We start from the raw sequence: 24,784 nt of genomic DNA on the forward strand, positions 1-24,784 counted from the left end.
CAACAGGCCCTAATAGTTATCGTCATCAAATTGTTGCCCCGGGGCTTCCGGGCGGAATGGTTTTTTCAGCTTGCGCGTCAGTTTGAAGGCCACCGTCAGTGGTTGTCCATCAATAACCTCTACCTCTATGGGAACCTGGTCTTTCTTATGCAGGCGGGGGTGCCACAGATGCAACTGGTATGTGCCGGCGGGTACATCAGCAAGCTGCTGTCTGTCTTCACTTAATTGGGTAAAAAATGGTGTGTCCACCACCAGTAGGTAGGCCAGCATCCAGTCGTGGATGTTACAGCCCAGAACCACCAGGCCTGGTTTGTCGAACAGGACTGGCCCGGGCAGCTGTTTTTTGTACAGTGGCAACTCGAAGGATTTGGCAGGGGAAAAAGAGTAAACGTGGTGGCTGGTGTCGTCCCGATTGGGGAATATCACCTGACTATTGCGCTGAATAACGGATATGTAGGGGTCAAACTGCAGATTGCGCTGGACGATGGTGGCTGGCCTGTCCAGAGCCGGGTTTGCCAGCGGTGATTGCGGTATGGCGTATACCACGGCTTGCTCAAGATTCGCCGTTCTGCCGTTGCGGTCGGTGACTTCAATGGTGAGTGTCGAGCCACTGGCTTCACAGCAAAATAATAGCAACAGGCACGGGGCCCAGTAACCGGGTCGCAGCATGGGTTTCCCTCACAATCAAAAGCGGTTTTTATTGTAGAAAGACCGGTGTCGGTGTTTTGATAGAAGTAAAGGGTTCGCAGAAAACCGCAAAATTGCGAACCAGTTATGTTATCGGCTGTTGCTGCTATTTCTTGACCTTTGTGTCGAGATAACCCATGGCAAAGGCAGAAGCCACAAAGGTGAGGTGAATAATGACGTACCATTTGAGGTCGTCGTGGTCGAGATTTTCAATATCCATGAATTTTTTCAACAGATGGATGGAGGATATGGCCACAATACTTGCCGCGATTTTGGCTTTCAGTGACGAAGAATCCATCTTGCCCAGCCAGTTGAGTTTTTCGTCACTGGCGTCTATGTCGAGCTGGGATACAAAATTTTCGTAGCCGCTCATCATCACCATCACAATCAGGCCGCCGACCATGGCGATGTCGATCAGGGACAGCACAATCAGAATCATCTTGGCTTCGGTGATAAATGGGCTGTCCACCAAAAGGTGATACAACTCCATAAAAAACTTCACACCCAGCGCCACCACCGCCAGACTCAAACCCAGGTAAATCGGTGCCAGCAGCCACCTGGCGCGGTATAACAGCCCTTCGATCAGTCGTTCCATTGTGTTATCAAATTCGTCAGTTGTGGAGTGGCTAAATATATCAGAAAGTCTTCCTTGTTTAACCCTGATGACCCAAGGCGGTGGTATCATTGCGCCTTGTTTTACCAAGAACCTGTTTTACTACCACACCGCCGTATGTCACCTCAAAATTCCTACCCAGGCTCACAAGCCTGGCGCAACCCGGAAGTATTTCTGTTGTTGCTCACCTTTGCCATGTCGCTGTCTTTCGCCACCTGGCTGTCGCTGCTCAATAATTTTGTGATTGAGCGGGCGGCTTTTACTGGCGAAGAAATTGGCATTCTCCACAGTCTGCGCGAGGTGCCGGGCTTTCTGGCGTTTACGGCGGTGTTTTTGCTGTTGGTGCTACGGGAGAGATCCCTGGCCCTTGTGTCCATGGGCATTATGGGGCTGGGGGTGGCGGTAACCGGGTACTTTCCGTCGGCCATCGGCTTGTATTGCACTACGGTGTTGATGTCCATTGGCTTTCACTACTACGAAACCGTGCAGCAATCGCTGGCGTTGCAATGGTTCCCCTTGGACAGCTCCGCCAAAAGTCTGGGTAAACTGGTGGCGAGCAAGTCAGCGGCGGCGGTGCTGGCGTACGGTTTGATCTGGCTGTCCACTACTTTTTTTGATGTGGACTATCACTGGGTGTACCTGATCGCCGGGGTCATTTCCATGGGGCTGGTGCTGTTTGCTGCGCTGGCTTTTCCCGCATTTGCTCAGCCCCACGTGCAACATAAAAAAATCATTTTGCGCAAACGCTATTGGCTCTATTACGCGTTGACCTTTATGGGCGGTGCGCGGCGGCAGATTTTTGTGGTGTTTGCCGGTTTCCTGATGGTGGAGAAATTTGGCTATTCGGTGGCAGATGTGGCGCTGTTGTACCTGGCCAATCATGTACTGAATACCTTGTTGGGGGCTAAAATTGGCGCCTGGATCAGCCGGGTGGGGGAGCGCGTTGCCCTGCGGGTGGAGTACATTGGTCTGGCGCTGGTGTTTACTGGCTACGCTTTTGTGGAAAGCGCCAATATCGCGGCGGCGCTGTATATTATTGACCATGTGTTGTTTGCCATGGCCATTGCCATGAAAACGTACTTCCAGAAAATCGCCGATCCGAAAGACATCAGCTCTACCGCAGCGGTGAGTTTTAGCATTAATCATATCGCCGCCGTGGTGATCCCGGCGCTGTTTGGTTTGATTTGGTTGACATCACCGGGCCTGGTGTTTTTGCTGGGGGCAGGTATGGCTCTGATCTCGCTGTTGTTGGCCAGCAATGTGCCGGAGGCACCCAATCCAGATAACATTACTCACTGGCGCTCTCCCGCCCAGTGGCAAAAATCGTAAAGAGCAAGAAGGTAGTAGAAATATGGCAGCACATTCCATTGTCTCTCTGTTTCGCGGTGACTGTGAACTGGATTCCAGCGTCACGGTAAAAGGCTGGGTACGCACTCGTCGTACCTCCAAGGCGGGTATTTCCTTTGTGGCGGTACACGATGGCAGCTGTTTTGACCCCATACAGGCCGTGGTGCCGGAAACCCTGGACAATTACGAGGAAGTTACTCACTTGGGCGCCGGTTGTGCAGTAGTTATCAGTGGCACACTGGTGGAGTCCGAGGGCAAAGGACAGTCGGTGGAAATTCAGGCGGATGCAGTAGAGGTGGTGGGCTGGGTGGACGACCCGGAGGCTTACCCCATCGCCAAGAAACGCCACACCTTCGAATACCTGCGCACCCAGGCTCACCTGCGCCCGCGCACCAACGCTTTTGGTGCCATTACCCGCCTGCGTAATACGGTGGCCAACAGCATTCACAACTATTTTTACAACAACGGTTTTCACTGGGTAAACACGCCACTGATTACCAGCAGCGACTGCGAGGGGGCCGGAGAGTTGTTCCGGGTATCCACTCTGGATATGGCCAATCTGCCGCGCACGGACAAAGGCGATGTGGATTACAGTCAGGACTTTTTTGGCAGCGAGAGCTTCCTCACTGTATCCGGTCAGCTCAATGTGGAATCTTACTGCCTGGCCATGAGCAAGGTGTACACCTTTGGGCCCACGTTCCGGGCGGAGAATTCCAACACCTCCCGCCACCTGGCAGAATTCTGGATGGTGGAGCCGGAAATTGCCTTTGCGGATCTGGAAGACGATGCGGCGCTGGCGGAAGACTTTCTGAAGAATGTATTCAATCAGGTGTTGGAGCAGCGTGAAGACGACATGGCCTTCTTTGCTCAACGGGTGGACAAAGAGGCCATTGACCGTTTGCAGAATGTGGTGGATTCCGAATTCGTGCATATGGATTACACGGATGCCATCGACATTCTGCAAAAGTCCGGTAAAAAATTCGAATTCCCGGTGCAGTGGGGTGTGGATATGGCCTCGGAACACGAACGTTTTTTGTGTGAGGAATACGCCAAGGGCCCGGTGGTTGTGAAGAATTATCCGAAAGACATCAAAGCGTTTTATATGCGCCTGAACGACGACAACAAAACCGTGGCTGCCATGGATGTACTGGTGCCCGGTGTGGGCGAGTTGATTGGCGGCAGCCAGCGGGAAGATCGCATCGATGTACTGGACAGCCGTATGGACGCCGAAATGCGCGAGCATTTGTGGTGGTACCGGGATTTACGTCGTTACGGCACCGTACCCCACGCCGGTTTTGGTTTGGGTTTTGAGCGGTTAATCAATTACATCAGCGGAATGGAAAATATACGCGATGCCATTCCGTTTCCGAGGACTCCGGGGTCTGCGCCGTTTTGACAAATTTGTAAAACGCGAACCGGATACTCCTTGCTGTGACACGCCGTAAACCCATCCCTGGGGGCTCGAGGCCAGCATCCCTGCTGGCCACGGTCACATCAAGCAGTAGCCGATTCACTCCACGAAAGGTGCCGCTGTGTACCACCCGAACTGCATTTTATGGCGCTTCGTAATCAATTCCTGCGATGACCACCTCCTCCTGCCCGGAGGGGGTGGCTACCGAAACCTCATCATCCAGTTCTTTCCCCAATAATGCTTTTGCCATTGGTGAATCTACGCTGATGTAATTCAGTGCCGGGTCCAGTTCGTCGGCACCGACAATGCGGTACTTGTGTTCCTCGCCAGCGCTGTTTTCTACGGTTACCCAGGCGCCGAAAAACACTTTATTGCGATTGTCGGGAATGCGGTCTACCACTGTTAAATTTTCCAGGCGCTTGCTGAGGTAGCGCACCCGCCGGTCGATTTCCCGCAGGCGTTTTTTGCCGTAGATGTAATCGCCATTTTCCGAACGGTCGCCATTTTTGGCGGCTTCCTGCACGGCGGCAGTTACCTGGGGGCGCTCCACTTTCCACAGTTGTTTGAGCTCTGCCTCAAGGCGAGCGGCACCGGCGGCAGTGATGTACGGGGAGCTTCTCGGTTGCGGTGGACGGTAGCGGCCCATGGTCAGTCCATATTGTTGATGCGGACTGGCTCCACTGGCTCTGCCAGCTCGAAGCCGAAAACCCTGCTGTAAAAATACAACTCCGCTTCATAGGCGCGAATAATATTTCCCGCTTTGCGAAAGCCGTGGCCCTCGCCCATAAAGGGCACGTAGGCGTTGGCCACTTTCTTTTTGTTGAGAGCGGCGATCATGGCCTCTGCCTGATTGGGTGGTACCACTTTGTCGTCCAGGCCTTGCAGGAAGATCACCGGGCTGTCCAGTTGTTCGATATGGTGGATGGGGGAGCGCTGCTGATAAACATCTTTGGCTTCCGGATAGGGCCCAACCAGGCTGTCCATATAGCGGGCTTCAAACTTGTGGGTATCTCCTGCCAGCATTTCCAGGTCGCCGATACCGTACAGGCTGGCACCGGCTTTAAAGGTATTGTGGAAGGTTAGCGCTGCCAGCACGGTATAGCCACCGGCGCTGCCACCGCGAATGGCCATTCGGTTTGGGTCGGCCAGTTTTTGCGCGGCCAGGTACTCGGCGCCGATAACTACATCGTCCACATCACACAATCCCCAGTTGCCTTTTAAGGTATCCCGATAATGGCGGCCAAAGCCGGTACTGCCGTGGTAGTTCACATCCAGCACTGCAAATCCCCGGCTGGTCCAGAACTGGGCTTTTAAATTCAGGCTGGTGCCGGATGCGGCTGTGGGGCCGCCGTGACACATCACCATCAGCGGTGGCAATTCATCTTGCGGAGCCTGGTAATCTTTGTTGGCTGGTGGGTAGTAAATGGCCTGGGCATCGCTGTCACTGGTACAGGGGTAACGGATGGCTTGGGGGGTGGACAGGTAGCTGCTGTCAAAGGGCAGTGGTGTGTCACCATAAACCGCACTGACCCGATTGTTTTTCAGCTGCGCCAGTTGCGGCGCTGCGTTGGGCGAGGCGCCGATAAAAAAGGCGCAGCTATCATGGCAGTGCAGGGCGGAAATGTCGCTGTAGCCGCAAGGGTGGTTTTGCAGATTGCCGGTATTTATATCAATAGTGGCCAGGTACCAGTGACTGTTTTGGGTGTAGCAACAGGCGATGGTGTCGGCATCCAGGAATCCGTAGGTAGACATGCCAAATACCCACTGGGGAGTGGCAAATTCTGCCTCTGTGGGACAAATATTTTCGGCGTTGCCGTCTTCGGCCAGGCGATAAATATTCCACCAGTTGCTGCGGTCGGAGACAAAATACAGTGTTCCATCCGGCGACCACTGGGGCTGGAAGATAGACTCTTCAGGGCCGCCAGCAACTTTTTTGGCATTGGCTGGCCTGCCCTTGTGGAAATCTGCCAGCCACAATTCCGTGCCGTCCCAGGGCATTTGCGGGTGGTGCCAGCACAGCCAGCTGATTTTTGTGCCGTCCGGACTGATGCGGGGGTTGCTGTAAAAATCCGCGCCATTGACCAGGGTGGTGATGGTTTGCGAACCGTTCAAGGGAATGGCAACCAGGGTATTAACGGGTTCGTGGCCGCCTGTGCGGTGGTCTTCGCAAACGCAAATCAGTTGTTGATGGGTGGCGTCAAAGCAGAAGTCCGCGTAGCGCAATTGATTGCTTTCTGGTGTCAGGGGTTCTGGCAAAGCGTTTGGGGTATTCAGCGGCAGGCGGTAGATGCGCTGGTCGGCATCCAGGCAAAAATAGAGTGTGTCGTCCGCCACCAGATAGGGGGCGCCGCCGTATTCGTGGACTTTACTTCGGGCGCCCAGAGGGGCGCGCAGTACATCCCTGGCGGTGCCGTCGCTGTCGCGCCCCATCACCACATTGCGGCCGCCTTCCCAGGGACGGGATTCCAGCCAGTAGAGGTTGCCTTTGTCGCACTGAGGTTGATCCAGGCCGGGGGCGGCTTTGGTGATCAATTCCGGGGTAATGGGGGATTTCCAGGAGCCATAGGGGGCACTGTGCTTCATGTTTGTTCCTTGCCTTAGCCGCCTGCCAGTTTGACGGTATGGCCTTGTTTTTCCAGTTCGGCCTTCAGTTTTTCCCGTGCGTCCCCCTGAATCTCAATTACGCCGTCTTTTACCGCGCCACCGGTGCCACACAGTTGCTTTAATCGCTTGGCAAGTTTTTTCAGCTCCGCATCTGGTAAATCGAGCCCGCTAATCAGGCTGACGCCTTTGCCCTTACGACCTTTGGTTTCCCGGTGGATGCGCACAATGCCATCACCTTTGGGTCGCTGGGCCACGGTTTCGTTGGGCTGAATGCGTCCCTGATCGGTGGAGTAAACCAGGCGGCTGTTTTTGCTCATATCGGGCTCCTTTGTGTTGCCGGAATTGTAACTCATTCATTCAAACCTTGACGGTGCTACAATCGTTTTATCAGCTTCAGGATAATATACAGTCATGTCTGACACTCCCCTTCGCCAGCGACTCAATACGGTTATTTTTGGCACTGCCACGCCAGCGGGACGGCGCTTCGACCTGGTGCTGATCTGGTTGATCAGTATTAGTGTACTGGCAGTGATGCTGGATACGGTGACTGCCGTGGGTGATCGTTATGGGGATCAGTTGCGTACTATCGAATGGTGTTTTACGGCGCTGTTTACCCTGGAATATCTGGTGCGGATTTACTGTGCACCCAAGCCCCTGAAATACATTTTCAGCTTTTACGGGCTGGTGGACTTGCTGTCTATTGTGCCTACGTATCTGGGGTTATTTTTCGAAGGTGCCAACTATATTCTGGTGATTCGCCTGCTGCGGGTGTTGCGTATTTTCCGGGTTTTGAAACTGTTGCGCTACACCAGTGAAGCCAATGTGCTGATGCGTTCGGTGTACCATTCAAGGCGCAAGATTTTTATCTTTTTCAGTGCGGTACTGGTGGCCTGTACGGTGTTTGGCACTTTGATGTATCTGGTGGAAGGGGCGGATAACGGCTTTACCAGTATCCCCAAAAGTATCTACTGGACTATCGTTACTATCACCACTGTAGGATATGGCGATATTGTGCCCGTAACGGCTTTTGGCAAGGTGATCGCAAGTATGGCCATGTTGACCGGTTATTCGATTATTGCGATTCCCACCGGCATTCTTACCGCAGAGCTGGCCCACGAAATGCAGCGCGAACGTGTGGGCCGTGGTTGCCGTAACTGCGATAAAAGCGGCCACGACCGGGACGCGGTGCACTGCAAGTTTTGTGGCGCGAAGTTGTAAAAATTCCCGTCACTGGCTGGGCCGGTAGCGCTGATTAAATTCATCCAGCGGCAGCGGTTTGTCGTAGTAATACCCCTGCAGAATGTCGCAGCCCATCTCTTTCAGGCGCACCGCAATGGCTTTGTTTTCCACCCCTTCGGCGACGACTTTCAATGAAAAATTGTGGGCCAGGTCGATCACGGTTTTAACGATGGACTGGTCTTTGGGTGAGCCGAGCATTTTCAATACAAAGCTCTTGTCGATTTTTAATTCGTCGGTGGGAAGGTCACGAAAGTACGCCAGCGAACTGTAGCCGGTACCAAAATCGTCGATGGAAACTTTGACGCCGGTTTTGCGCAGCTTTGCCAGTTGCGCCAGCATCATCTGTTGGTTGTCTACCATAATATTTTCGGTGACTTCCAGAATCAGGCGTGATGGTTCGACGGAAAAAATATCCAGGGCATCCCGGATAACGGTCAGAATTTCATCGTCCAGCAGCAAGGTGGGGGTGACATTGACTGATATGCTTAGCTCCGGCGACCAGCGCGACAGTGTGGCCAGAGCGGATTTAATGGCCCACCAGGTCATTGGCCGAATAATCGGATACTGTTCGGCAGTATGAATAAAATCACCGGGTGCCAGTACTTTGCGGTTTTTGGTGTGCCAGCGCATCAACGCTTCGGCCCCTACCAGATTGTTGTGGCGGGCATGCACTTTGGGTTGGTAATAAAGTTGCAACTCGCCCAACTCAACGGCGGCTTCCAGATTGTTGATAAGCTGTAGCTCATCTTTTAGTCGGCCCTGTTGTTCCGCGCTGTATACCTGGTGCAGTTCGTTGCTGCGTTTGGCACTGCGCAGCGCGGCGCGGGCTTCCTGAATGGCGGTTTGGGTATCGTCTTGCAGCAGGGTAAAACCGGCGTGTACGGGTATGGCTACCGGGTCGCCCAGCAGGTCGCAGGGTTCTTCAAACAGGCGCGCGAGCTTGGCTACCGCCAGTTCCAGTGCCGCCGGGCTGTTCATGCCTTTGAAAATGACCAGAAAACGCTGGTTTTTCAGCACTCGAGCTTTGTCGTCCGGGCGGGGCCATTGTTGCAAACGGTTGAGGAAATCCTGGCGCAGGTACTTGGCGCTTTCGGAGCCAAGGCTGTCTACCAGGTGCTCGTAGTCAGCGAGATCAACAAGGCCCAGGTAACTGGCCATCAGTGGCTGCCTCGGTAATAACCACTGATTCCGTTATTACGAGCGCAGCGAAGCAAGCCAGTGTCTTGCAGGCCTTTGATTTTCTTAATGTGGCCACTGGGCCGCCGCGCTTCACTCGCGATGGCGATGTTTTTCAAAGATTGGCTAAATAAAATATTCTTCACTATTCACCCCAAAGCTGCCCGGTTGCAGTTCCCGCACTATCCAGCGGGCGTCAGTGCCTACCAGCCCGGATGCGGCCAGGTCGGTTAATTCCACCTGGGGCCGCCGCTGTTTGTGGCTGTCCAGTACCAGCACCACTTCCGGCTTCAGGCGTCGGGTTTCATTCTGCTTGACGACAATGCCCACTTCGCCGCTGTTCAGTTCTACCAGTGAGCCGGTGGGGAACAGGCCGATGGCTTGTACAAATTGTTCCACCAACGATTCCTGAAACTTATCACCCTTCATATCCAGCAGCTCCTGTACGGCTTCATAAGAGCTGCGCGAGGGAGCGTAGGGGCGCGGGGTAATCATGGCATCGTAGGTGTCCACCAGACCGGCGATGCGCGCCAACAGGGGAATAGCGGCGCCGTCCACTCCGCGAGGGTAGCCAGAGCCATTAAAGCGTTCGTGGTGGTTTTCGATGATGGCGAGAATTTCCATATCCGCCTCTCCGGAGGCGGCCACCATTTTGGAACCAATCAGCGGGTGTTCCTTCAGGGAGTTGCGCTGTTCGTCGGTGAGCGGGTCGGGCTTTTCCAGGTAGTCGCCAGACAGTTTGGTCATGCCCACATCGCACATGGCGCAGCCCACCACCAGCTTTTCCAGCTCGGTGCGGTGCAGGCCCAGATGACGGCCAAGAATGGCGCCCCACACCGCCATGGAAATGCCGTGGTTGTAACGGTAGTCACTGGCCTCTTTTAAGCGCACCAGAGCGGCGACCGCCTCTTTATTGCGAAACACACCGTCTATCAGTGGGTTAACCGCATTGCGTACTACATTGATGTCGGTATGGCGGCCTTTGGATAAAGAGTCGAATACTCGATCCAGAGATTCGCTGGCCGTTTCAAAGGAAAGTTTGGCCTGGTGAAAGTCCGCTTTGATACGCAACCGCGGGTCTTCTGGCCTGGTTTTTGGAGCAGATGGAGTAACCGGCAAAAATATCTTGGTGCCAGAGTAGTCGATATCAACGTACACGTAATCCACGTATTGAGAAATGTAGTGCACTTCGTCCTGGTCACGCACCACAAAGCCCTGCAGGGCAAACGGCGTTTCTAGCCAGGGGCGATCCAGTTCGGCGACAAACATGCCCGGTTGCAGATTGCCTACGGCGACTTTGGTAAGGCGCATTCAGTCATTCCAGATTATTGATAGTGTTGGAGAATAGTGTCACTCGTCGGTGCTGTCTACACCGTGTCGGTAGAAGTTTTAACGGTCATTGATTTGCTTTGCAGGCAAGTCATAAGCGCAACGAAAACCGTTAGACCCGTAGATGCTGCGATGGCCCTCGGGGATTTTTGCCCAGCGGCTGGACAGGGTTTGGCGGCGGGCGGACTCGTCCCAGGCACCACCGCGTATCACTCTGAGGCGGCCGTTGCCGGGTTCGCCCAGCTGCCCGTTTGCGTAATGTGCTTGATGGGCGTTGGGGGCGTAGTGGTTGGCTACCCACTCGGCAACACTGCCTTGCATATCGTATAAGCCAAACGAGTTGGCGGTGCGGCTACCCCGGGGCCACAGCAGGTCGCGGCCGCAGCCATCGGTTTCCTCGCCAGCGTCTGCTCTGGTAACACCGTCGTCCATAATCACTTGCTGGCAGGTGGCATCGCTGTCGCCCCACAGATTGCGCGCCGAGCTGCCTGCGCGGGCGGCGTATTCCCATTCCGCCTCCAGCGGCAGGCGACCACCGCGCCACTGACAATAGGCCTGAGCCTGAAACCAGTTAACGCAGTTCAGCGGGTAGTGATCCCGCCCCGGCCCGTTGTAGGTACAGTATTTGTTGCGCTTGAAATCAAAGGGCAGCGAACAGTGGCCACTTGCTACGCAGGCCCGGTACTCCGCAACGGAAGTTTCGTGGCTGTCGATGGCAAAAGCGCCAACAGACACCATAACGCCACCGGGGGGCCCTTCGTCCGGATCGCAACCACTGTCGTTGGCGGAGCAACCCATGGCAAAGGTGCCGCCGGGCAAGTGAATGACGTGTTGTGTGGCCGCGCCTGACCAAAGGCCGGGCGTAAACAGGCACAGGGCAAAGAAAATTGAAGCGCTATAAATGGCCTTCATGGGGGAGGGTTCATTGAGGGGGTGGAAGATGGCCGGTTTTTACATAAATCAGCGCGCCATCGTTTTGGCTGAACGGGTTGTGGCTGCTCATATGAGGGCTGCGCAACCAGCTGCCTGCCGGGTAGCTGCCGTGTTCGTCGTGCAAGGTGCCCTCAAGCACAAAAATTTCTTCACCTCCCCAGTGAGTGTGAGCCTGAAAATGGGTGTTGGGTGCCCACCTTACCAGTGCGACGCTCTCGGCACCAAACTCGTGCAGTGGTAATACCGTCAGCCCGTCTACCAGGCCTGGTTGCCAGGGGCTGGCACAAGTATCGATGACTTTTTGCTGCCTGTCGTCGCTGTGGAACTGCTGTAACTTCACAAAAATGACTGCCCCTTCAGCGCCAATTACCGGAGTGTGAGCCGTGCCGATAGGGTTACGCACGTAGCTGCCTTTGGGGTAGTGGCCGTGTTCATCGGCAAATACGCCATCGAGCACAAAAAACTCTTCTCCGCCGCTGTGTGTATGCGCGGAAAACTCGCTGTGAGGGGCATAGCGAACAATAGAGGTGGCCCGTGCCACTTCGCCACCGATACGGTCCAGCATCATGCGTTCGACCCCGGGCATGGGGGAGGGCAGCCAGTGGTAGTCACCGGGTCGGATAACAACCGGTAGCTCGAAATCGCTATTCAGTCTGGATGGTGTGGTCATAATAATAGACAGGGTACAGGTATGGTATTGGGTTGACTGTAAAACTACCGGGAAGTTTCAGAACCTGTCTGGCGCGAGCCCAATAAATTCAAGAGGTTTCGCGCAACATCGCCACTTTCTTTTATGTGAAGGATCACATAAATAATTGCCAGGTTAATAGTGCAATCTACGCGTCCTTCTCTAATTGCTGTAATTGTTCATAAATCGAATTGGCTTCTGTACTCAGCTCAGAATAGCCGCGTATATCGCCACTTCTTTGAGTCTGCATGGCCTGTTCCAGTTTTTTATTGTAGTCCTTTTCAAGTTGAGCCTTGGGGTCGCGCTTAAACAGGCTAAACATAATTGCCTCTCTTTTCAGGGGAATGGCAGGTGCCAGATCTGGGTTTGATATTTATGTACCCAAACTACCCTTCATTCCGTGAAAAAACATGAAGGCATATGGGCTTGAGGGGGATGTTAGCCGAGTGCCATTTGGTGTAATTGTTAAAAATTACCGTCCAGTGAATCCAGATCAATTGCCCGATGATTGTCGGCGTTATTATTGCTTGCTTGTCATGTGAATCAACAGGGTTACGGCTGCCTTGAATATACCGCGTTTTTTGCTTGCTTTAAGCAGGCCTTTTTTCAGCAGCGCCAAAGATTTGCTGCCCATTGTGGCGGTGGTGCTTTTCTTTCAGTTCGTGGTGTTACAGCAACCCCTGCCCAACCTGACCGAAATGTTTATCGGCCTGGTGTTGGTGATACTGGGGCTAACCTTTTTTGTACAGGGTTTGGAGCTTGGCCTGTTCCCCATCGGCGAATCCATGGCCCACGCCTTTGCCCGCAAGGGCAGTTTGTTCTGGTTAATACTTTTTGCCTTCGCCCTGGGGTTTGGCACTACCATCGCCGAACCTGCCTTGATTGCCGTGGCTGCAGAGGCTGCGTCCATCGCCGCGCAAGGTGGTGCCATTGAGGATTCCAAAGCCGCCATGAACAGCTACGCCTCCGGGTTGCGCCTGACCGTGGCGCTGTCGGTGGGCTTTGCCATTGTGCTCGGGGTGCTGCGGATTCTGAAAGGCTGGCCCATCCACTACCTGATTATCGCCGGTTATGTACTGGTGGTGATTATGACCTCCTTTGCGCCTCGGGAAATTGTCGGCATTGCCTACGACTCCGGTGGCGTTACGACATCCACCATCACTGTTCCGCTGGTCACTGCCCTGGGGGTGGGGCTGGCGTCGTCCATTAAAGGGCGCAACCCGATGCTGGATGGCTTTGGCTTGATCGCCTTTGCCTCGCTGACGCCGATGATCTTTGTAATGGCCTACGGGATGCTGATTTGATGTTTGTCGAGCTGTTACAGGAGTTTGCTTCAACGGCGTTGGCTACCATCAAGGACGTGGTGCCCATTGCGGTGGTATTGTTTGGCTTTCAGCTGCTGGTGATTCGCCGCGCCATCCCCAATGTGCGCAAGGTGTTAATCGGTTTTGTGTACGTACTGATCGGCCTGGCACTGTTTCTGCTGGGCCTGGAAAAGGCGCTGTTCCCCCTGGGTCGCACCATGGCCGCGCAGCTGACATCGGTGGATTTTATTCTCGGTGACCCTCAGGCGAGCTTGCTCAGCGCCAGCTGGCTGGACTATTACTGGGTATACATCTTTGCCTTTCTGATTGGTTTTAGCACCACCATTGCCGAGCCGTCGCTACTGGCGGTGGCGATCAAGGCTAATGAAGTGTCTGGTGGGGCTATCGGTATTTGGAGCTTGCGCATTGCGGTGGCCCTGGGAGTGGCCATGGGTATTTCCCTGGGTTGCTACCGCATCGTCGCGGGCGACCCGATTCACTATTACATTATTGCCGGTTACGTAGTGGTGGTTATCCAGACCTGGCTGGCCCCGAAAATGATTATTCCGCTGGCCTACGACTCCGGCGGCGTGACCACCTCTACGGTAACCGTGCCCCTGGTGGCCGCGTTGGGGTTGGGATTGTCGGAGACGGTGCCGGGGCGCAACCCGCTGATCGATGGCTTTGGCCTGATCGCCTTTGCCAGCCTGTTCCCGATTATCAGCGTAATGGCCTACGCGCAAATTGCCGAGGCCAAAGCGAAAATATTTAAGCGAGCCAAGCAGAATAAACAACTGCGAGATAACTAGTTTGGGAGAGTCAGTATGCAGTTCAAAATGATTATCGTATTTACCGACGATGACAAATCCGACGCGGTGCTGGAGGCGGCCCGCAAAGCCGGGGCCACCGGCTCGACCATTATCAACAACGCCCGTGGCGAAGGCCTGCAAAAGTCCAAAACTTTTTTTGGCCTGAGCCTGGATACCCAACGCGATGTGCTGTTGTTCCTGGTCGAGCAGCACCTGAGCCGCCATATCCTGGAAGAAATAGGCCGCGCTGGAGAATTTGACGACACACCGGGAACCGGCATTGCGTTCCAAGTGGACGTGGAAGACGCCATCGGCGTTAAACACCAGATAGAAGAACTGAGCGAAGTTGTGGGAGATGAACTATGAACAGTAAAAAAGTGATTCAGGCTGGCGACATAATGCAAAACCAGTTTATCGAACTGGATGGCCTAAAAACCGTCAGGGAAGCCATTGACGAAATGGCCAAGGTCGGTGCCAACGTGTTGATTGTGAAAAAGCGCCACGAGCGCGACGAATACGGCATCGTGCAACTTTCCGATATCGCCAAAAAAGTCCTGGCCCGCGACCGCTCGCCGGATCGGGTGAATATCTACGAAATTATGACCAAGCCCGTTATCGGCGTACCGCCCACCATGGACGTGCGTTACTGCTCCCGCCTTTTCGACCAGTTTGGCCTGGCTTGTGCACCGGTGATTGAAGGTGACAAAGTGGTGGGTGTTGTGGGGTATAGCGAGCTGGTGTTGAAGGGGTTGGTGGAGATTTCGGGGTGAGTGTACGCATCCATAATTGACAATCTTTGCCAAAAAAATGCCATATTCAGGCGAAATGCGACAGAAGGCAATTGTTATGGCAACGATGAATATTTCCCTGCCCGATCAGATGCGTGATTGGGTAGAAGCGCAGATTGACACAGGACTTTACTCAAATAATAGCGATTACGTACGCGACCTTATTCGCAAAGATCAACAGCGTGCAGATAAAGTTCAGGCTCTGCAAAAAGCTATTACCGAAGGACTGGAAAGTGGTGATGCAGGGGAACTGGATATGCAAGCCATCAAACAAAAAGCTCGCGCCAAAGCAGGGATCGTTAAACGCTGATGCCGGTAATAAAAAAGCAGGTATTGGCCGAGCGGGACTTAGTTGATGTCTAAGGGGCGTTCTCAATTAGTGAGTTATTGCTGTTGTGCCTGAAATGGCGCCAGACAAGGCATGAGGAGAGTGGTTTGGTACTTTCTTTTAAACGAAAAGCAAATGAGCGACGAATAACACAGTATGGCGCCATTTCAGGCGCAACCCGAAGGGCTGGGCCCACTTACTTTAAAACAAAAGTGGCCCTCAGCGGTGTTACTGCTCGCTCATGTAGAGCGACTACACAGCACTCACGGCGCCTAGCTGAGAGCCAAAATGGGCTCCAGCAGCAACAGCTCACTAATTGAGAACGCCCCCTAGCTATATAGCTACGGTGAGTGGGGCGAATTTCAAGCGGACAAATATCTTGATGATCTTGAATCCGCTATGGTGTTGTTGGCAGAGCAGCCTCTAATGTGTCGTGAGCGCGAAGAATTTACCCCTCCAGTTCGTATACACCGACATGTGCACCATCTAATTGTTTATCAAACCATAAAAGCCGGGATAACAATCATTCGGGTTTTGCATAAAAGTATGGACGTGGATAAAAATGGTGGGCCCTCACAGACTTGAACTGTGGACCTAACGATTATGAGTCGTTTGCTCTAACCAACTGAGCTAAGGGCCCTTAGGGTGCTCCCGAAGAATGCGGGAGGCTGATTATAGTCGGGCTGTTGAGGCTTTCAACAGCCTTTTTTGTTTTCTTTTTAGGTGTGCAGTGTGCGGCGGGAGATTGCCGCGGTCGCTGCGCTCCCTCGCAATGACGAGGTGGTTAGGGTTACTCGTCCAAAAAGCTCCGCAAGTGCTCCGACCGGCTGGGGTGGCGCAGTTTGCGCAGGGCTTTGGCTTCGATTTGACGAATCCGCTCCCGGGTTACGTCGAACTGTTTGCCCACTTCTTCCAGGGTGTGGTCGGTGTTCATGTCGATGCCAAAGCGCATACGCAGCACTTTGGCTTCCCGGGCGGTGAGGCCGTTGAGCACGTCTTTGGTGGATTCGTTGAGGCTCTCTTTGGTGGCGCTGTCCACCGGGGAGTGGATGTTGGTGTCTTCGATAAAGTCGCCCAGGTGGGAGTCTTCGTCGTCGCCGATGGGGGTTTCCATGGAGATGGGTTCCTTGGCGATTTTCAGCACTTTGCGCACTTTGTCTTCCGGCATTTCCATGCGTTCGCTCAGTTCTTCCGGGGTGGCCTCACGGCCCATCTCTTGCAGCATTTGCCGGGAGATGCGGTTGAGCTTGTTGATGGTTTCGATCATGTGCACCGGAATGCGGATGGTGCGCGCCTGGTCCGCGATGGAGCGGGTGATCGCCTGGCGAATCCACCAGGTAGCGTAGGTGGAGAATTTGTAGCCGCGGCGGTATTCGAATTTGTCCACCGCTTTCATCAGGCCGATGTTGCCTTCCTGGATCAGGTCGAGGAATTGCAGGCCGCGATTGGTGTATTTTTTGGCAATGGAGATCACCAGGCGCAGGTTGGCTTCCACCATTTCTTTTTTGGCGCGGCGCATTTTCGCCTGGCCGATGGATACCCGGCGGTTGATGTCTTTGATGGTGCCGATGGTGAGCTGTTGGATTTCTTCAATCTGCGCCATTTTTTGCTGACTGCGCTTGATGTCTTCTTCCTGGGCCTTCAGGGTTTTGGCGTAGTCGGGCTTGCCCTTGAGTACACTGGCCAGCCACTTGGGGTTGGTCTCGTTGCCGGGGAAGGTGTTGATAAATTCCGCGCGGGGCATTTTGCCGTATTTGATGCACAGGGTCATGATGGTGCGTTCTTCCTTGCGCACATCGTTCAGGGCGTTGCGGGTGTTGGCCAGCATGGGGTCCATCTGGCGCGGGGTCAGCTTGAAGAATTTGAACAGTTCTGCCAGTTCTTTCAGGCTTTTTTGCGCGGCGGCTGAATCGCGACCATTGCGGCTCAGTGAGCGCTTGGTTTTGGTGTACTGCTTGCGCATGGCCTCGAAGCGCTCGCGGGCTTCTTCTGGGTCCAGGCCGGTTTTTTCTTCTTCCTCGTCGTCGTCATCGTCGGACTCGGCTTTTTGCTGAGCCTTGCTGAGGGCGGAGGGTACGTGTTCTACCGGATCCAGGTAGCCGCTGATGATGTCTTCCAGCTTGCGTTCTTCTTTGGCGATCAGGTCGTATTCCGCCAGCAGGCCGTCCACCACACCGGGCCATTCGGTGAGGGCGGCCATGGTGTCGCGGGTGCCGTCTTCAATGCGCTTGGCGATTTCGATTTCGCCTTCCCGGGTCAGCAGTTCCACGGAACCCATTTCGCGCATGTACATGCGTACCGGGTCGGTGGTGCGGTGCTGTTCGGTTTCCACGGCGGCGAGGGCGGCGGCGGCTTCGGCGGCGGCGATTTCGTCGGTGGTGTTGTCGCCGCTGGACATCAGCAGCTGGTCGGCATCGGGGGCGGTTTCGAATACGTTGATGCCCATGTCGTTGATCATCTGGATGATGTCTTCGACCTGGTCGGGATCAGAGATGTCTTGCGGCAGGTGGTCGTTGACCTCGGCGTAGGTCAGGTAGCCCTGTTCACGGCCTTTTGCGATCAACTCTTTAATACGCGATTGTTGTTGGCTGGCGTCAGTCATTTCTGCTCGTAATCATTCCGTAATGAACCACCGGGGCCGGAAGGCGTTTGGCGGTGGTGAAAAATAGCGGGGGATTATACTGAATATGTGGAGTGTTGTCGCGCAATTTCAAGGCTTTTGGTGGCTTTTGTTAGCGCACTCACAAGCGCGATTTATACGGGTGTTCTTTTTTGCCTAATTAACTGATTTAGCTGCTGTTTCAGGTCGTTGTCCAGGTCACTGCGCAGAGCTTCCGGCAGCAGCCGCAGGGCGGCTTTTATGTCGTGCTCGCTGGGAGCGGCTTTATTTACCAAAAACAGCACCCGCTGTTCCAACGGCAGGGCTTCCATGGCGCGCCTTTGGGTCAGGCTGAGGGCGTCTTGAAATTCGGCGGCGTTGTCCCGAACGCTGTGTTGCGGAGGGTAAATGGCATCGCAGGCGGCAATTTCCGCCAGCAGTGGCCCCTGGCCATCCCGGTGCACGCCCAGCCAGTGGCCGAGTATCTGGTGTGAGGAGGCTTCGGGGTTTTGCTGCAGGTATTGGATAAGTGCCGCCAGCAGTTGCGCTTCCGGGTTGGGTGACTGCGACAGTGCCTCGCTATCTTCTGCCAGTTGTGCCAGTTGGGTGTTGTTCAGCAGTATGGCGATGGCGGTGCGCTCGGCGGTGAGCTGAATTTTGCCGCTGCGGTTGAGGGGCGGTGCCAGGGTAGCTTGCTGCGGGCTTTCCGGGCCGTAGTGGTCCTGGTCGCTCCAGGGCGGCGGTTCGTCCCGGTTGCCCATGTCCACCGGGGGAAGATCAGTGGCGGTGGTGTCTTTGGGAGTGGGCTCCGGTTCCGGCAGGGGATCGCTGGTGCGAATCAGTTGGTCCAGTTTGTCCGCGTTCATGCCGGTCAGGGTGGCCAGTTCCCCGACCATCAATTCCCGGAAAATATTCTCCGGGATGTTGTTCAGGTACGGGGCGGCGTTTTTGGCCAGCCGCGCTTTGCCATCCGGTGTATCGGTGTCTACACCTTCGCCAGCGGTGGCAAACAGAAACTTCGACAGGGGCAGAGCTTCTGTCAGGCGGTCGCGAAAGCGCTCGGCACCAATTTCCCGCACCAGGCTGTCCGGGTCTTCCCCGTCCGGCAAAAACAGGAAGCGTGCGGAGCGGCCGTCTTCCATCATGGGCAGGGAATTTTCCAGGGCGCGGTGGGCGGCTTTGCGCCCGGCGCGGTCGCCGTCGAAACAGAACACCACTTCCGGTGTGTAGCGGAACAGTTTTTCCAGGTGGGGGCCGGTGACGGCGGTGCCCAGGGTGGCCACGGCGTTGTCGATGCCAAACTGGGCCAGGGCCACCACGTCCATATAGCCTTCCACCACGACCACGTTGTCCAGTTCGCCGGGGCTTTGATTGGCCTCGTACAAGCCGTAGAGTTCGCGGCCTTTGTGGAATACCGGAGTTTCCGGGGAGTTGAGATATTTGGGTTTGTCGTCCCCGAGTACCCGGCCACCAAAGGCGATGGTGCGGCCCCGGGTGTCGCGAATGGGGAACATGATGCGGTTGCGGAAGCGGTCGTAGCGTTTGTTCTGTTCCGGTTTTTCGATCAGCAGGCCGGTGTCTGCCTGCAGGCGCAGGGAGCTGGCATCTTCCCCCAGTTCCAGCAGCAGGTTGTCCCACCCCGGCGGGGCGTAGCCGATACCGAAGCGGGCGCTGATTTGGCCGTCCAGACCTCGGGATTTCAGGTAGTCAACCGCCTGGCGTGCTGAGCGGTGGCTGCGCAATTGCTGACGGTAAAACTGGTCTGCTTTGTCCAGGGTGTTGTACAGGCGTTTTTTGTGTTTGGCGCGTTCGTCTTCGAGGAGGGTGGTTTCTTCCCGGGGCACTTCCAGGCCCATGTAATTGGCCAGCTGTTCCACCGCCTCCGGGAACGACAACCGCTCGTAGTCCATCACAAAGCCCAGCGCATTGCCATTGGCCTGGCAGCCGAAGCAGTAGTAGAACTGTTTGTCGGGGCTGACAGTGAACGAGGGGGTTTTCTCGTCGTGGAACGGGCAGCAGGCGCTGTAATTTTTGCCGGATTTTTTCAGCTGCACCCGGCTGTTGATCACGTCGACAATGTCAACGCGATCCAGCAGGTCGTCGAGGAAGTGTTGGGGGATTTTTCCAGCCATGATTCATTTTCGTCATCCTGAGGAGCGTAGCGGCGTGAGGATCTCAGGCTCGGAAACTTGTGAGATTCTTCGCTATGCTCAGGATGACAGTGATGGTTACCCCAGTTTGTCCTTAACCATCTTGCTCACCGCACCCATATCGCCACGGCCCTGCACCTGGGGTTTGACAATACCCATCACCTTGCCCATGTCTGCCATGCCACTGGCACCGGTGCTGGCAATGGCGTCGGCAACGATTTGTGCCAGTTCAGCGTCACTGAGAGCGGCGGGCAGGAAGGTAGCGATTACGTCCAGCTCCAGCTGTTCCTGAGCCGCCAGGTCGTCGCGCCCGGCGTCCTGGTATTGGTTGAGGGAATCCCGGCGCTGTTTGCTCATTTTGTCCAGCACCGCCAGGGTGCGGGCGTCGTCCAGCTCAATGCGCTCGTCCACTTCAATGCGTTTGATTTCGGCTTGAATCAGGCGGATCACGCCCAGGCGCGCCTTTTCCTTGTTGCGCATGGCGTCTTTCATGGCGCTTTTGATGTGGTCTTTCAGGCTGTCGCTCATGTTCAGTATCCAGAAGTCAGAAAACAGAGGACAGATTTTATCCCGAGAACCTGTCCTCTGTCCTCTGTTTACTGTCCCCTGAACCGCAAAAGCGCCGATGAAATCATCGGCGCTTTCGGGATACAGCGAATGTATGTTGCTGCCGGGGCGACTGGCCCCGCTACAGCTTAGTACATACGAACGAATTTGCGAGATTCGCGCTGAACTTTTTTGGCGTGACGCTTAACAGCGGCAGCGGCTTTGCGCTTGCGTGCCCAGGTGGGCTTTTCGAAAAATTCGCGACGGCGTACTTCCGCCAGAATTCCTGCTTTTTCGCAGGAGCGCTTGAAGCGGCGCAGAGCAACGTCAAAAGGTTCGTTTTCTTTTACGCGAACAGCTGGCATGTAAAAATCCTGTTGTATCGGTTGTTTGTTTGGTACCGGTTACCCCCGGAAATCTCGGCCCGGGGCTTTAAGGGCGCGTATTCTATACAGGTCGAATGGGGAATGCAAAGGGTGTTTTTGCGCGCTTCGGTCATTCTGAGCGCAGCGAAGAATCCTGTGCCTGAGGCGGAGTATGAGATCCTTCGCTGCGCTCAGGATGACGATGGGGGAAGTGTTCAGGATGACGGTGGGGGAGATGCTCAGGATGACGGTGGAGTAGGCGTTCAGGGTGACGGTGAGGTAGGTGTGGCTGCTGAGTGCCGCACGTCGCACGCTAAAGGCGCCATTCTTACCAGTCCGTTGTTTAGTGCTCGTTGGATGGTTATTTGCTCGTTTGGGTAGGTAATATCATCGAAGTGCTGGTTTTAGCGTGCGACGTGCGACGTCAAGCGTGCGACCCCGTCAATCGTACTACGGACTTACAAATCCCCCCATAGCCCAGTATCATCCCAATTCCTTCCAACGGGCGACTCTATATGCTGGTACTGGGTATCGAAACCTCCTGCGACGAAACTGGCGTGGCGCTGTACCACAGCGAGCGCGGGCTGCTGGGTCACGCCCTGTACAGCCAGATTGCGGTGCATTCCGAATACGGCGGCGTGGTGCCGGAATTGGCCTCCCGCGACCATGTGCGCAAGCTGTTGCCGCTGATTCGCCAGGTGCTGGATGAAGCGGATTGTCAGCAAGAGGACATCGATGGTATTGCCTACACCTCCGGCCCCGGTCTGGTGGGGGCGCTGATGGTGGGGGCCTGTGTGGGGCGCTCGCTGGCCTATGGCTGGGGTATTCCGGCGGTGGGCGTTCATCATATGGAAGGCCACTTGTTGGCTCCCATGTTGGAAGACCAGTCACCAGAGTTTCCCTTTGTGGCGCTGTTGGTTTCCGGCGGCCATACGCAATTGGTGGATGTGGCTGCTATTGGTGAATACAAACTGCTGGGTGAGTCCCTGGACGATGCCGCCGGTGAAGCCTTTGATAAAGCCGCCAAAATGCTCGATCTGGACTATCCCGGCGGCCCGCATATTGCGCGTCTGGCGCAACAGGGCGACCCCGGGCGATTCAAATTCCCCCGCCCCATGACCGACCGCCCCGGTCTGGATTTCAGCTTTTCTGGCTTGAAAACCTACACACTGAACACCGTAGCACAGCATAAAGGCGACGATGTATTGCCCGACGAGCAAACCATGGCGGATATCGCCTGCGCCTTTCAGGAGGCGGTGGTGGATACTTTATCCATTAAGTGCCGCCGTGCTCTGGAGCAAACCGGCCACAAAACCCTGGTGATTGCCGGGGGCGTATCCGCCAACACCCGGCTGCGGGAAAAGCTGGAGCAATCCCTGGCCAAAGTGGGCGGCAAGGTGTTTTATGCCCGTCACGAATTCTGCACCGACAACGGCGCCATGATTGCCTACGCCGGCTGCCAGCGACTGTTGGCCGGTCAGAGCGAAGGGTTGGGGGTAAACCCCAGACCGCGTTGGCCGCTGGATGAGCTTTCTCAATTGTCATCCTGACTTTCTACTGTCACCCTGAGCGCAGTGAAGGGTCTCGTACTTGGATTAAACACAGAGATCCTTCGCTGCGCTCAGGATGACGGGATCACCAAAAGGAAAACCATGGATATTGTCTATATCAGCGACTTACGCATCGACACCGTAATCGGCATCTACGACTGGGAGCGGGAGATTCGCCAAACTGTGGTGCTGGATTTGGACATGGCCTGGGATATTCACCAGGCCGCTGCCACTGACGATATTCAATACACCCTCAACTACAAGGCGGTGTCCGACCGTTTGATTGAGTTTGTCTCCGCCAGCGAATTTCAATTGCTGGAAACCATGGCAGAACAAATCTGCCAGATTGTCTTAAATGAATTTTCAGTGCCCTGGGTAAAACTGCGCCTGGGCAAGCCCGGTGCGGTGGCAGCGGCGGGTGATGTTGGCGTGCTGATTGAGCGGGGCGACAAGCCCTGATGACCACTGCTTACCTTGGCATCGGCAGCAACCAAAACCGCCGCCACAATATTCGCGCGGCCCTGCAATGGCTTGAATATCACTATGACAGCCTGCATTGTTCGCCGGTGTACGAATCGGAACCGGTGGGTGTGGCCTGTGATCGTTTTTACAATCTGGTAGTGGCGGTTGAAACCGAAAAAACCGTGCTTGAGATGCACACCGAATTGCGACAACTGGAGCATAGCCTTGGCCGCCGCCGAGGGCCCGGAAATGTCAGCCACAGCCTGGATGTGGATATTCTGCTCTATGGTGATTTGAGTGGAATGATCGACGGCGTGGAATTGCCCAGGCCGGAAATTCTCAACAATGCTTTTGTGTTGAGGCCGCTGTCGCAATTGGCTCCGGAGCTGAAACACCCGCAAACTGGAAAAACTTATCAACAATTGTGGAAAGAATATAGCGAGCCACAGAAATTGTGGTTGGTGGACCTGCCACCCTGAGTTACTACCTTCCCGTCATCCTTCGCAGCGCTCAGGATGACGGGAATGACAGTAGCGATTTCTTAAACCCCACAATAATCTCCAGCCGCTTTCTATCCATCGCCTCAGCAATCTCTGCGCCTTTTTTCCCTTGCGTGACAAACTCTTTGGCAGTAACCGCCTGCACTGCCCGATGAATATCCCGCAGCCGGTTTGCAGAAGGGTATTCGCTATTTTCAAAACCAGTTCGACCACGGGCATCCGCTGTGCAGGCCAATAAAAACGGTTCCAGCTGGTCCGGCTGGCGAAAGGCGTCCAGCCCCTTGAGAACGTTCAAAATCGTTGCCGGGCGCAGGGTTTGTGCTTTGTGGCACATCAGGTGGTAGCGAGTGACTTTTTGCGCCAGGGTGCGAAAGCGGTTGGGTACTTTTAAACGATCGCAAAGAGTATTGACCAGCGGCACCCCACGTTCTTCGTGGCCCACATGACGGGGCAAAATATCGCTGGGGGTGGTGGCTTTGCCCAGGTCGTGCACCAACACCGCAAAACGCACGGCGGTATCGTCGCTGAGCAGGGCAGACTGTTGCAGCGACATCAGGGTGTGTATGCCGGAGTCCACTTCCGGGTGGTAATCCGCTCGCTGGGGTACACCGAACAGGGCGTTCACCTCCGGGAACAGCACCTTCAGGGCACCGCACTGGCGCAACACATCGATATAGATATGGGGTGACTGTTCCCCCAGCGCCCGTTCGGTTTCCTTCCAGACCCGCTCCGGGGTCAATGCGTCCAGCTCACCGCTGGCTGCCAGCTGCGTCATCAATTCCAGTGTTTCTGGCGCTACGGTAAACCCCAATTGATGGTAGCGGGCGGCAAAGCGGGCGACTCGCAGTACCCGCAACGGGTCTTCGGCAAAGGCAGAGGAAACATGGCGCAGGGTTTTGGCGCTCAGATCGGCGCGGCCATTGTAGGGGTCGAACAGGTTGCCTTCATCGTCCTGGGCGATGGCGTTGATGGTGAGGTCCCGGCGCAGCAGGTCCTGCTCCAGGGTAACGTCTTCAGCAGCGTGAAAGTGAAAGCCCTTGTAGCCCGGGGCAGTTTTGCGTTCAGTGCGGGCGAGGGCGTATTCCTCACCGGTTTCCGGGTGCAGAAATACCGGGAAGTCGGCCCCCACCGCCTTGTAGCCCAGATTTTCCATCTGTTGAGGAGTAGCGCCCACCACCACCCAGTCCCGTTCCACAACGGGATAGCCAAGTAAAGAATCGCGAACCGCGCCGCCCACCAGGTAGATTTGCATGGGGACAATTGTAAAAGAATATTCGGCTTTGTCATCCTGAGCGCAGCGAAGGATCTCAGTAGTTGTTTAGAGCTCGAGTTTCCTCGCTGTGCTCAGAATGACAA

The 24,784-nt window shown here is 55.2% G+C and carries 26 protein-coding genes, 1 tRNA gene and 1 pseudogene; 12 read left to right on the plus strand and 16 right to left on the minus strand.

From position 1 onward, the window contains the following. Positions 1-9 precede the first annotated feature (9 nt). Together ACVBEJ_RS09520 and ACVBEJ_RS09525 are read right to left on the minus strand one after the other, a co-directional pair. Complete coding sequence (locus ACVBEJ_RS09520) at positions 10-669, minus strand: methylamine utilization protein (protein ID WP_447129398.1); 660 nt, start codon at positions 667-669, stop codon at positions 10-12. 124 nt (positions 670-793) lie between these two features. Further along, positions 794-1,282 (minus strand): TIGR00645 family protein, encoded by a 489-nt coding sequence (locus ACVBEJ_RS09525; RefSeq protein ID WP_447129399.1) that lies wholly within the window; start codon positions 1,280-1,282, stop codon positions 794-796. Between the two features lie 135 nt (positions 1,283-1,417). On the opposite strand from ACVBEJ_RS09525, the gene ACVBEJ_RS09530 reads away from it, so the two are divergent. Continuing rightward, positions 1,418-2,629: an MFS transporter gene (locus ACVBEJ_RS09530; protein ID WP_447129400.1), complete on the plus strand. Its 1,212-nt coding sequence runs from the start codon at positions 1,418-1,420 to the stop codon at positions 2,627-2,629. A 22-nt stretch (positions 2,630-2,651) separates the two neighbouring features. Continuing rightward, on the plus strand, positions 2,652-4,043 hold the full coding sequence (gene asnS, locus ACVBEJ_RS09535; protein ID WP_447129401.1) for an asparagine--tRNA ligase: 1,392 nt from the start codon (positions 2,652-2,654) through the stop codon (positions 4,041-4,043). Positions 4,044-4,200: 157 nt separating this feature from the next. Here the strand turns inward: asnS and greB are convergent, their stop codons facing one another. Genes greB through yciH form a run of 3 tightly spaced genes read right to left on the minus strand, consistent with a single transcriptional unit; the run spans position 4,201 to position 6,979 of the window. Further along, complete coding sequence (greB, locus tag ACVBEJ_RS09540) at positions 4,201-4,704, minus strand: transcription elongation factor GreB (RefSeq protein ID WP_447129402.1); 504 nt, start codon at positions 4,702-4,704, stop codon at positions 4,201-4,203. A 2-nt stretch (positions 4,705-4,706) separates the two neighbouring features. Next, positions 4,707-6,641 carry a dipeptidyl-peptidase 5 gene (locus ACVBEJ_RS09545; protein WP_447129403.1) on the minus strand — a complete coding sequence of 645 codons (1,935 nt, stop codon included), beginning with the start codon at positions 6,639-6,641 and terminating at the stop codon, positions 4,707-4,709. A gap of 14 nt (positions 6,642-6,655) precedes the next feature. Continuing rightward, on the minus strand, positions 6,656-6,979 hold the full coding sequence (gene yciH, locus ACVBEJ_RS09550) for a stress response translation initiation inhibitor YciH (RefSeq protein ID WP_447129404.1): 324 nt from the start codon (positions 6,977-6,979) through the stop codon (positions 6,656-6,658). 94 nt (positions 6,980-7,073) lie between these two features. On the opposite strand from yciH, the gene ACVBEJ_RS09555 reads away from it, so the two are divergent. After that, complete coding sequence (locus ACVBEJ_RS09555) at positions 7,074-7,880, plus strand: ion transporter (RefSeq protein ID WP_447129405.1); 807 nt, start codon at positions 7,074-7,076, stop codon at positions 7,878-7,880. A gap of 9 nt (positions 7,881-7,889) precedes the next feature. Here the strand turns inward: ACVBEJ_RS09555 and ACVBEJ_RS09560 are convergent, their stop codons facing one another. The 5 genes from ACVBEJ_RS09560 to ACVBEJ_RS09580 form a co-directional block, all read right to left on the minus strand. Further along, on the minus strand, positions 7,890-9,059 hold the full coding sequence (locus ACVBEJ_RS09560; protein WP_447129406.1) for a putative bifunctional diguanylate cyclase/phosphodiesterase: 1,170 nt from the start codon (positions 9,057-9,059) through the stop codon (positions 7,890-7,892). A 144-nt stretch (positions 9,060-9,203) separates the two neighbouring features. Beyond that, positions 9,204-10,388, minus strand: a complete 1,185-nt coding sequence (locus tag ACVBEJ_RS09565; protein WP_447129407.1) for an HD-GYP domain-containing protein — start codon at positions 10,386-10,388, stop codon at positions 9,204-9,206. 78 nt (positions 10,389-10,466) lie between these two features. Further along, the gene (locus ACVBEJ_RS09570) at positions 10,467-11,318 is read right to left on the minus strand and encodes a formylglycine-generating enzyme family protein (protein WP_447129408.1); all 852 of its coding nucleotides are present in this window, start codon (positions 11,316-11,318) and stop codon (positions 10,467-10,469) included. Between the two features lie 10 nt (positions 11,319-11,328). After that, positions 11,329-12,009 carry a cupin domain-containing protein gene (locus tag ACVBEJ_RS09575; protein WP_447129409.1) on the minus strand — a complete coding sequence of 227 codons (681 nt, stop codon included), beginning with the start codon at positions 12,007-12,009 and terminating at the stop codon, positions 11,329-11,331. A gap of 166 nt (positions 12,010-12,175) precedes the next feature. After that, the gene (locus ACVBEJ_RS09580) at positions 12,176-12,349 is read right to left on the minus strand and encodes a DUF6435 family protein (RefSeq protein ID WP_447129410.1); all 174 of its coding nucleotides are present in this window, start codon (positions 12,347-12,349) and stop codon (positions 12,176-12,178) included. Between the two features lie 241 nt (positions 12,350-12,590). Between ACVBEJ_RS09580 and ACVBEJ_RS09585 the strand changes: the two genes are divergently transcribed. From ACVBEJ_RS09585 to ACVBEJ_RS09610, 6 genes and pseudogenes are all read left to right on the plus strand, one after another. Then, positions 12,591-13,331, plus strand: coding sequence for a DUF1538 family protein (locus ACVBEJ_RS09585; RefSeq protein WP_447129411.1), 741 nt, complete (start codon positions 12,591-12,593; stop codon positions 13,329-13,331). Next, entirely contained in the window at positions 13,331-14,140 is an 810-nt protein-coding gene (locus ACVBEJ_RS09590) for a DUF1538 domain-containing protein (RefSeq protein ID WP_447129412.1), read from the plus strand. Before ACVBEJ_RS09585 ends, ACVBEJ_RS09590 begins: the two co-directional genes overlap by 1 nt. A 15-nt stretch (positions 14,141-14,155) precedes the next feature. Beyond that, a complete protein-coding gene (locus ACVBEJ_RS09595; protein WP_447129413.1) occupies positions 14,156-14,506 on the plus strand; it encodes a P-II family nitrogen regulator in 351 nt (116 codons plus the stop codon). Further along, entirely contained in the window at positions 14,503-14,910 is a 408-nt protein-coding gene (locus ACVBEJ_RS09600) for a CBS domain-containing protein (protein WP_447129414.1), read from the plus strand. The genes ACVBEJ_RS09595 and ACVBEJ_RS09600 overlap by 4 nt, the downstream gene beginning before the upstream one ends. Before the next feature lie 76 nt (positions 14,911-14,986). Beyond that, positions 14,987-15,238, plus strand: a complete 252-nt coding sequence (locus ACVBEJ_RS09605) for a type II toxin-antitoxin system ParD family antitoxin (RefSeq protein WP_447129415.1) — start codon at positions 14,987-14,989, stop codon at positions 15,236-15,238. 369 nt (positions 15,239-15,607) lie between these two features. Further along, positions 15,608-15,841 (plus strand): annotated as a pseudogene (locus tag ACVBEJ_RS09610) (type II toxin-antitoxin system RelE/ParE family toxin); the annotation flags it as partial. Here ACVBEJ_RS09610 and ACVBEJ_RS09615 read toward each other — a convergent pair. From ACVBEJ_RS09615 to rpsU, 5 genes are all read right to left on the minus strand, one after another. Beyond that, a tRNA-Ile gene (locus ACVBEJ_RS09615) sits at positions 15,820-15,896 on the minus strand. The pseudogene ACVBEJ_RS09610 and the gene ACVBEJ_RS09615 overlap by 22 nt on opposite strands. Positions 15,897-16,046: 150 nt before the next feature. Then, positions 16,047-17,858: an RNA polymerase sigma factor RpoD gene (gene rpoD / locus ACVBEJ_RS09620; RefSeq protein WP_447129416.1), complete on the minus strand. Its 1,812-nt coding sequence runs from the start codon at positions 17,856-17,858 to the stop codon at positions 16,047-16,049. 152 nt (positions 17,859-18,010) lie between these two features. Beyond that, the gene (gene dnaG, locus ACVBEJ_RS09625) at positions 18,011-19,987 is read right to left on the minus strand and encodes a DNA primase (protein WP_447129417.1); all 1,977 of its coding nucleotides are present in this window, start codon (positions 19,985-19,987) and stop codon (positions 18,011-18,013) included. 96 nt (positions 19,988-20,083) lie between these two features. Next, the gene (locus ACVBEJ_RS09630) at positions 20,084-20,533 is read right to left on the minus strand and encodes a GatB/YqeY domain-containing protein (RefSeq protein ID WP_447129418.1); all 450 of its coding nucleotides are present in this window, start codon (positions 20,531-20,533) and stop codon (positions 20,084-20,086) included. 167 nt (positions 20,534-20,700) lie between these two features. Next, entirely contained in the window at positions 20,701-20,916 is a 216-nt protein-coding gene (gene rpsU / locus ACVBEJ_RS09635) for a 30S ribosomal protein S21 (RefSeq protein WP_289151727.1), read from the minus strand. A 515-nt stretch (positions 20,917-21,431) separates the two neighbouring features. Between rpsU and tsaD the strand changes: the two genes are divergently transcribed. The 3 genes from tsaD to folK all read left to right on the plus strand — a co-directional run bounded on the left by tsaD (position 21,432) and on the right by folK (position 23,407). Next, on the plus strand, positions 21,432-22,466 hold the full coding sequence (gene tsaD, locus ACVBEJ_RS09640; protein ID WP_447129419.1) for a tRNA (adenosine(37)-N6)-threonylcarbamoyltransferase complex transferase subunit TsaD: 1,035 nt from the start codon (positions 21,432-21,434) through the stop codon (positions 22,464-22,466). A gap of 102 nt (positions 22,467-22,568) precedes the next feature. Next, the gene (gene folB / locus ACVBEJ_RS09645) at positions 22,569-22,925 is read left to right on the plus strand and encodes a dihydroneopterin aldolase (RefSeq protein ID WP_447129420.1); all 357 of its coding nucleotides are present in this window, start codon (positions 22,569-22,571) and stop codon (positions 22,923-22,925) included. After that, entirely contained in the window at positions 22,925-23,407 is a 483-nt protein-coding gene (gene folK / locus ACVBEJ_RS09650) for a 2-amino-4-hydroxy-6-hydroxymethyldihydropteridine diphosphokinase (RefSeq protein WP_447129421.1), read from the plus strand. Before folB ends, folK begins: the two co-directional genes overlap by 1 nt. Before the next feature lie 31 nt (positions 23,408-23,438). Here the strand turns inward: folK and ACVBEJ_RS09655 are convergent, their stop codons facing one another. Continuing rightward, positions 23,439-24,680: a multifunctional CCA addition/repair protein gene (locus ACVBEJ_RS09655; protein ID WP_447129422.1), complete on the minus strand. Its 1,242-nt coding sequence runs from the start codon at positions 24,678-24,680 to the stop codon at positions 23,439-23,441. Between the last annotated feature and the right edge of the window lie 104 nt (positions 24,681-24,784).

The organism is Porticoccus sp. GXU_MW_L64 (assembly GCF_052983295.1).

Coding starts and splice junctions, on each gene's coding strand:
- ACVBEJ_RS09595 (WP_447129413.1), top strand. CDS start 14,156: ATGCAGTTCAAAATGATTATCGTATTTACCGACGATGACAAATCCGAC.
- ACVBEJ_RS09600 (WP_447129414.1), top strand. CDS start 14,503: ATGAACAGTAAAAAAGTGATTCAGGCTGGCGACATAATGCAAAACCAG.
- ACVBEJ_RS09545 (WP_447129403.1), bottom strand. CDS start 6,641: ATGAAGCACAGTGCCCCCTATGGCTCCTGGAAATCCCCCATTACCCCG.
- ACVBEJ_RS09580 (WP_447129410.1), bottom strand. CDS start 12,349: ATGTTTAGCCTGTTTAAGCGCGACCCCAAGGCTCAACTTGAAAAGGAC.
- rpoD (WP_447129416.1), bottom strand. CDS start 17,858: ATGACTGACGCCAGCCAACAACAATCGCGTATTAAAGAGTTGATCGCA.
- ACVBEJ_RS09630 (WP_447129418.1), bottom strand. CDS start 20,533: ATGAGCGACAGCCTGAAAGACCACATCAAAAGCGCCATGAAAGACGCC.
- asnS (WP_447129401.1), top strand. CDS start 2,652: ATGGCAGCACATTCCATTGTCTCTCTGTTTCGCGGTGACTGTGAACTG.
- ACVBEJ_RS09525 (WP_447129399.1), bottom strand. CDS start 1,282: ATGGAACGACTGATCGAAGGGCTGTTATACCGCGCCAGGTGGCTGCTG.
- ACVBEJ_RS09655 (WP_447129422.1), bottom strand. CDS start 24,680: ATGCAAATCTACCTGGTGGGCGGCGCGGTTCGCGATTCTTTACTTGGC.
- ACVBEJ_RS09605 (WP_447129415.1), top strand. CDS start 14,987: ATGGCAACGATGAATATTTCCCTGCCCGATCAGATGCGTGATTGGGTA.
- ACVBEJ_RS09520 (WP_447129398.1), bottom strand. CDS start 669: ATGCTGCGACCCGGTTACTGGGCCCCGTGCCTGTTGCTATTATTTTGC.
- dnaG (WP_447129417.1), bottom strand. CDS start 19,987: ATGGCTGGAAAAATCCCCCAACACTTCCTCGACGACCTGCTGGATCGC.
- ACVBEJ_RS09590 (WP_447129412.1), top strand. CDS start 13,331: ATGTTTGTCGAGCTGTTACAGGAGTTTGCTTCAACGGCGTTGGCTACC.
- ACVBEJ_RS09570 (WP_447129408.1), bottom strand. CDS start 11,318: ATGAAGGCCATTTATAGCGCTTCAATTTTCTTTGCCCTGTGCCTGTTT.
- ACVBEJ_RS09555 (WP_447129405.1), top strand. CDS start 7,074: ATGTCTGACACTCCCCTTCGCCAGCGACTCAATACGGTTATTTTTGGC.
- greB (WP_447129402.1), bottom strand. CDS start 4,704: ATGGGCCGCTACCGTCCACCGCAACCGAGAAGCTCCCCGTACATCACT.
- rpsU (WP_289151727.1), bottom strand. CDS start 20,916: ATGCCAGCTGTTCGCGTAAAAGAAAACGAACCTTTTGACGTTGCTCTG.
- folK (WP_447129421.1), top strand. CDS start 22,925: ATGACCACTGCTTACCTTGGCATCGGCAGCAACCAAAACCGCCGCCAC.
- tsaD (WP_447129419.1), top strand. CDS start 21,432: ATGCTGGTACTGGGTATCGAAACCTCCTGCGACGAAACTGGCGTGGCG.
- yciH (WP_447129404.1), bottom strand. CDS start 6,979: ATGAGCAAAAACAGCCGCCTGGTTTACTCCACCGATCAGGGACGCATT.
- folB (WP_447129420.1), top strand. CDS start 22,569: ATGGATATTGTCTATATCAGCGACTTACGCATCGACACCGTAATCGGC.
- ACVBEJ_RS09575 (WP_447129409.1), bottom strand. CDS start 12,009: ATGACCACACCATCCAGACTGAATAGCGATTTCGAGCTACCGGTTGTT.
- ACVBEJ_RS09560 (WP_447129406.1), bottom strand. CDS start 9,059: ATGGCCAGTTACCTGGGCCTTGTTGATCTCGCTGACTACGAGCACCTG.
- ACVBEJ_RS09530 (WP_447129400.1), top strand. CDS start 1,418: ATGTCACCTCAAAATTCCTACCCAGGCTCACAAGCCTGGCGCAACCCG.
- ACVBEJ_RS09565 (WP_447129407.1), bottom strand. CDS start 10,388: ATGCGCCTTACCAAAGTCGCCGTAGGCAATCTGCAACCGGGCATGTTT.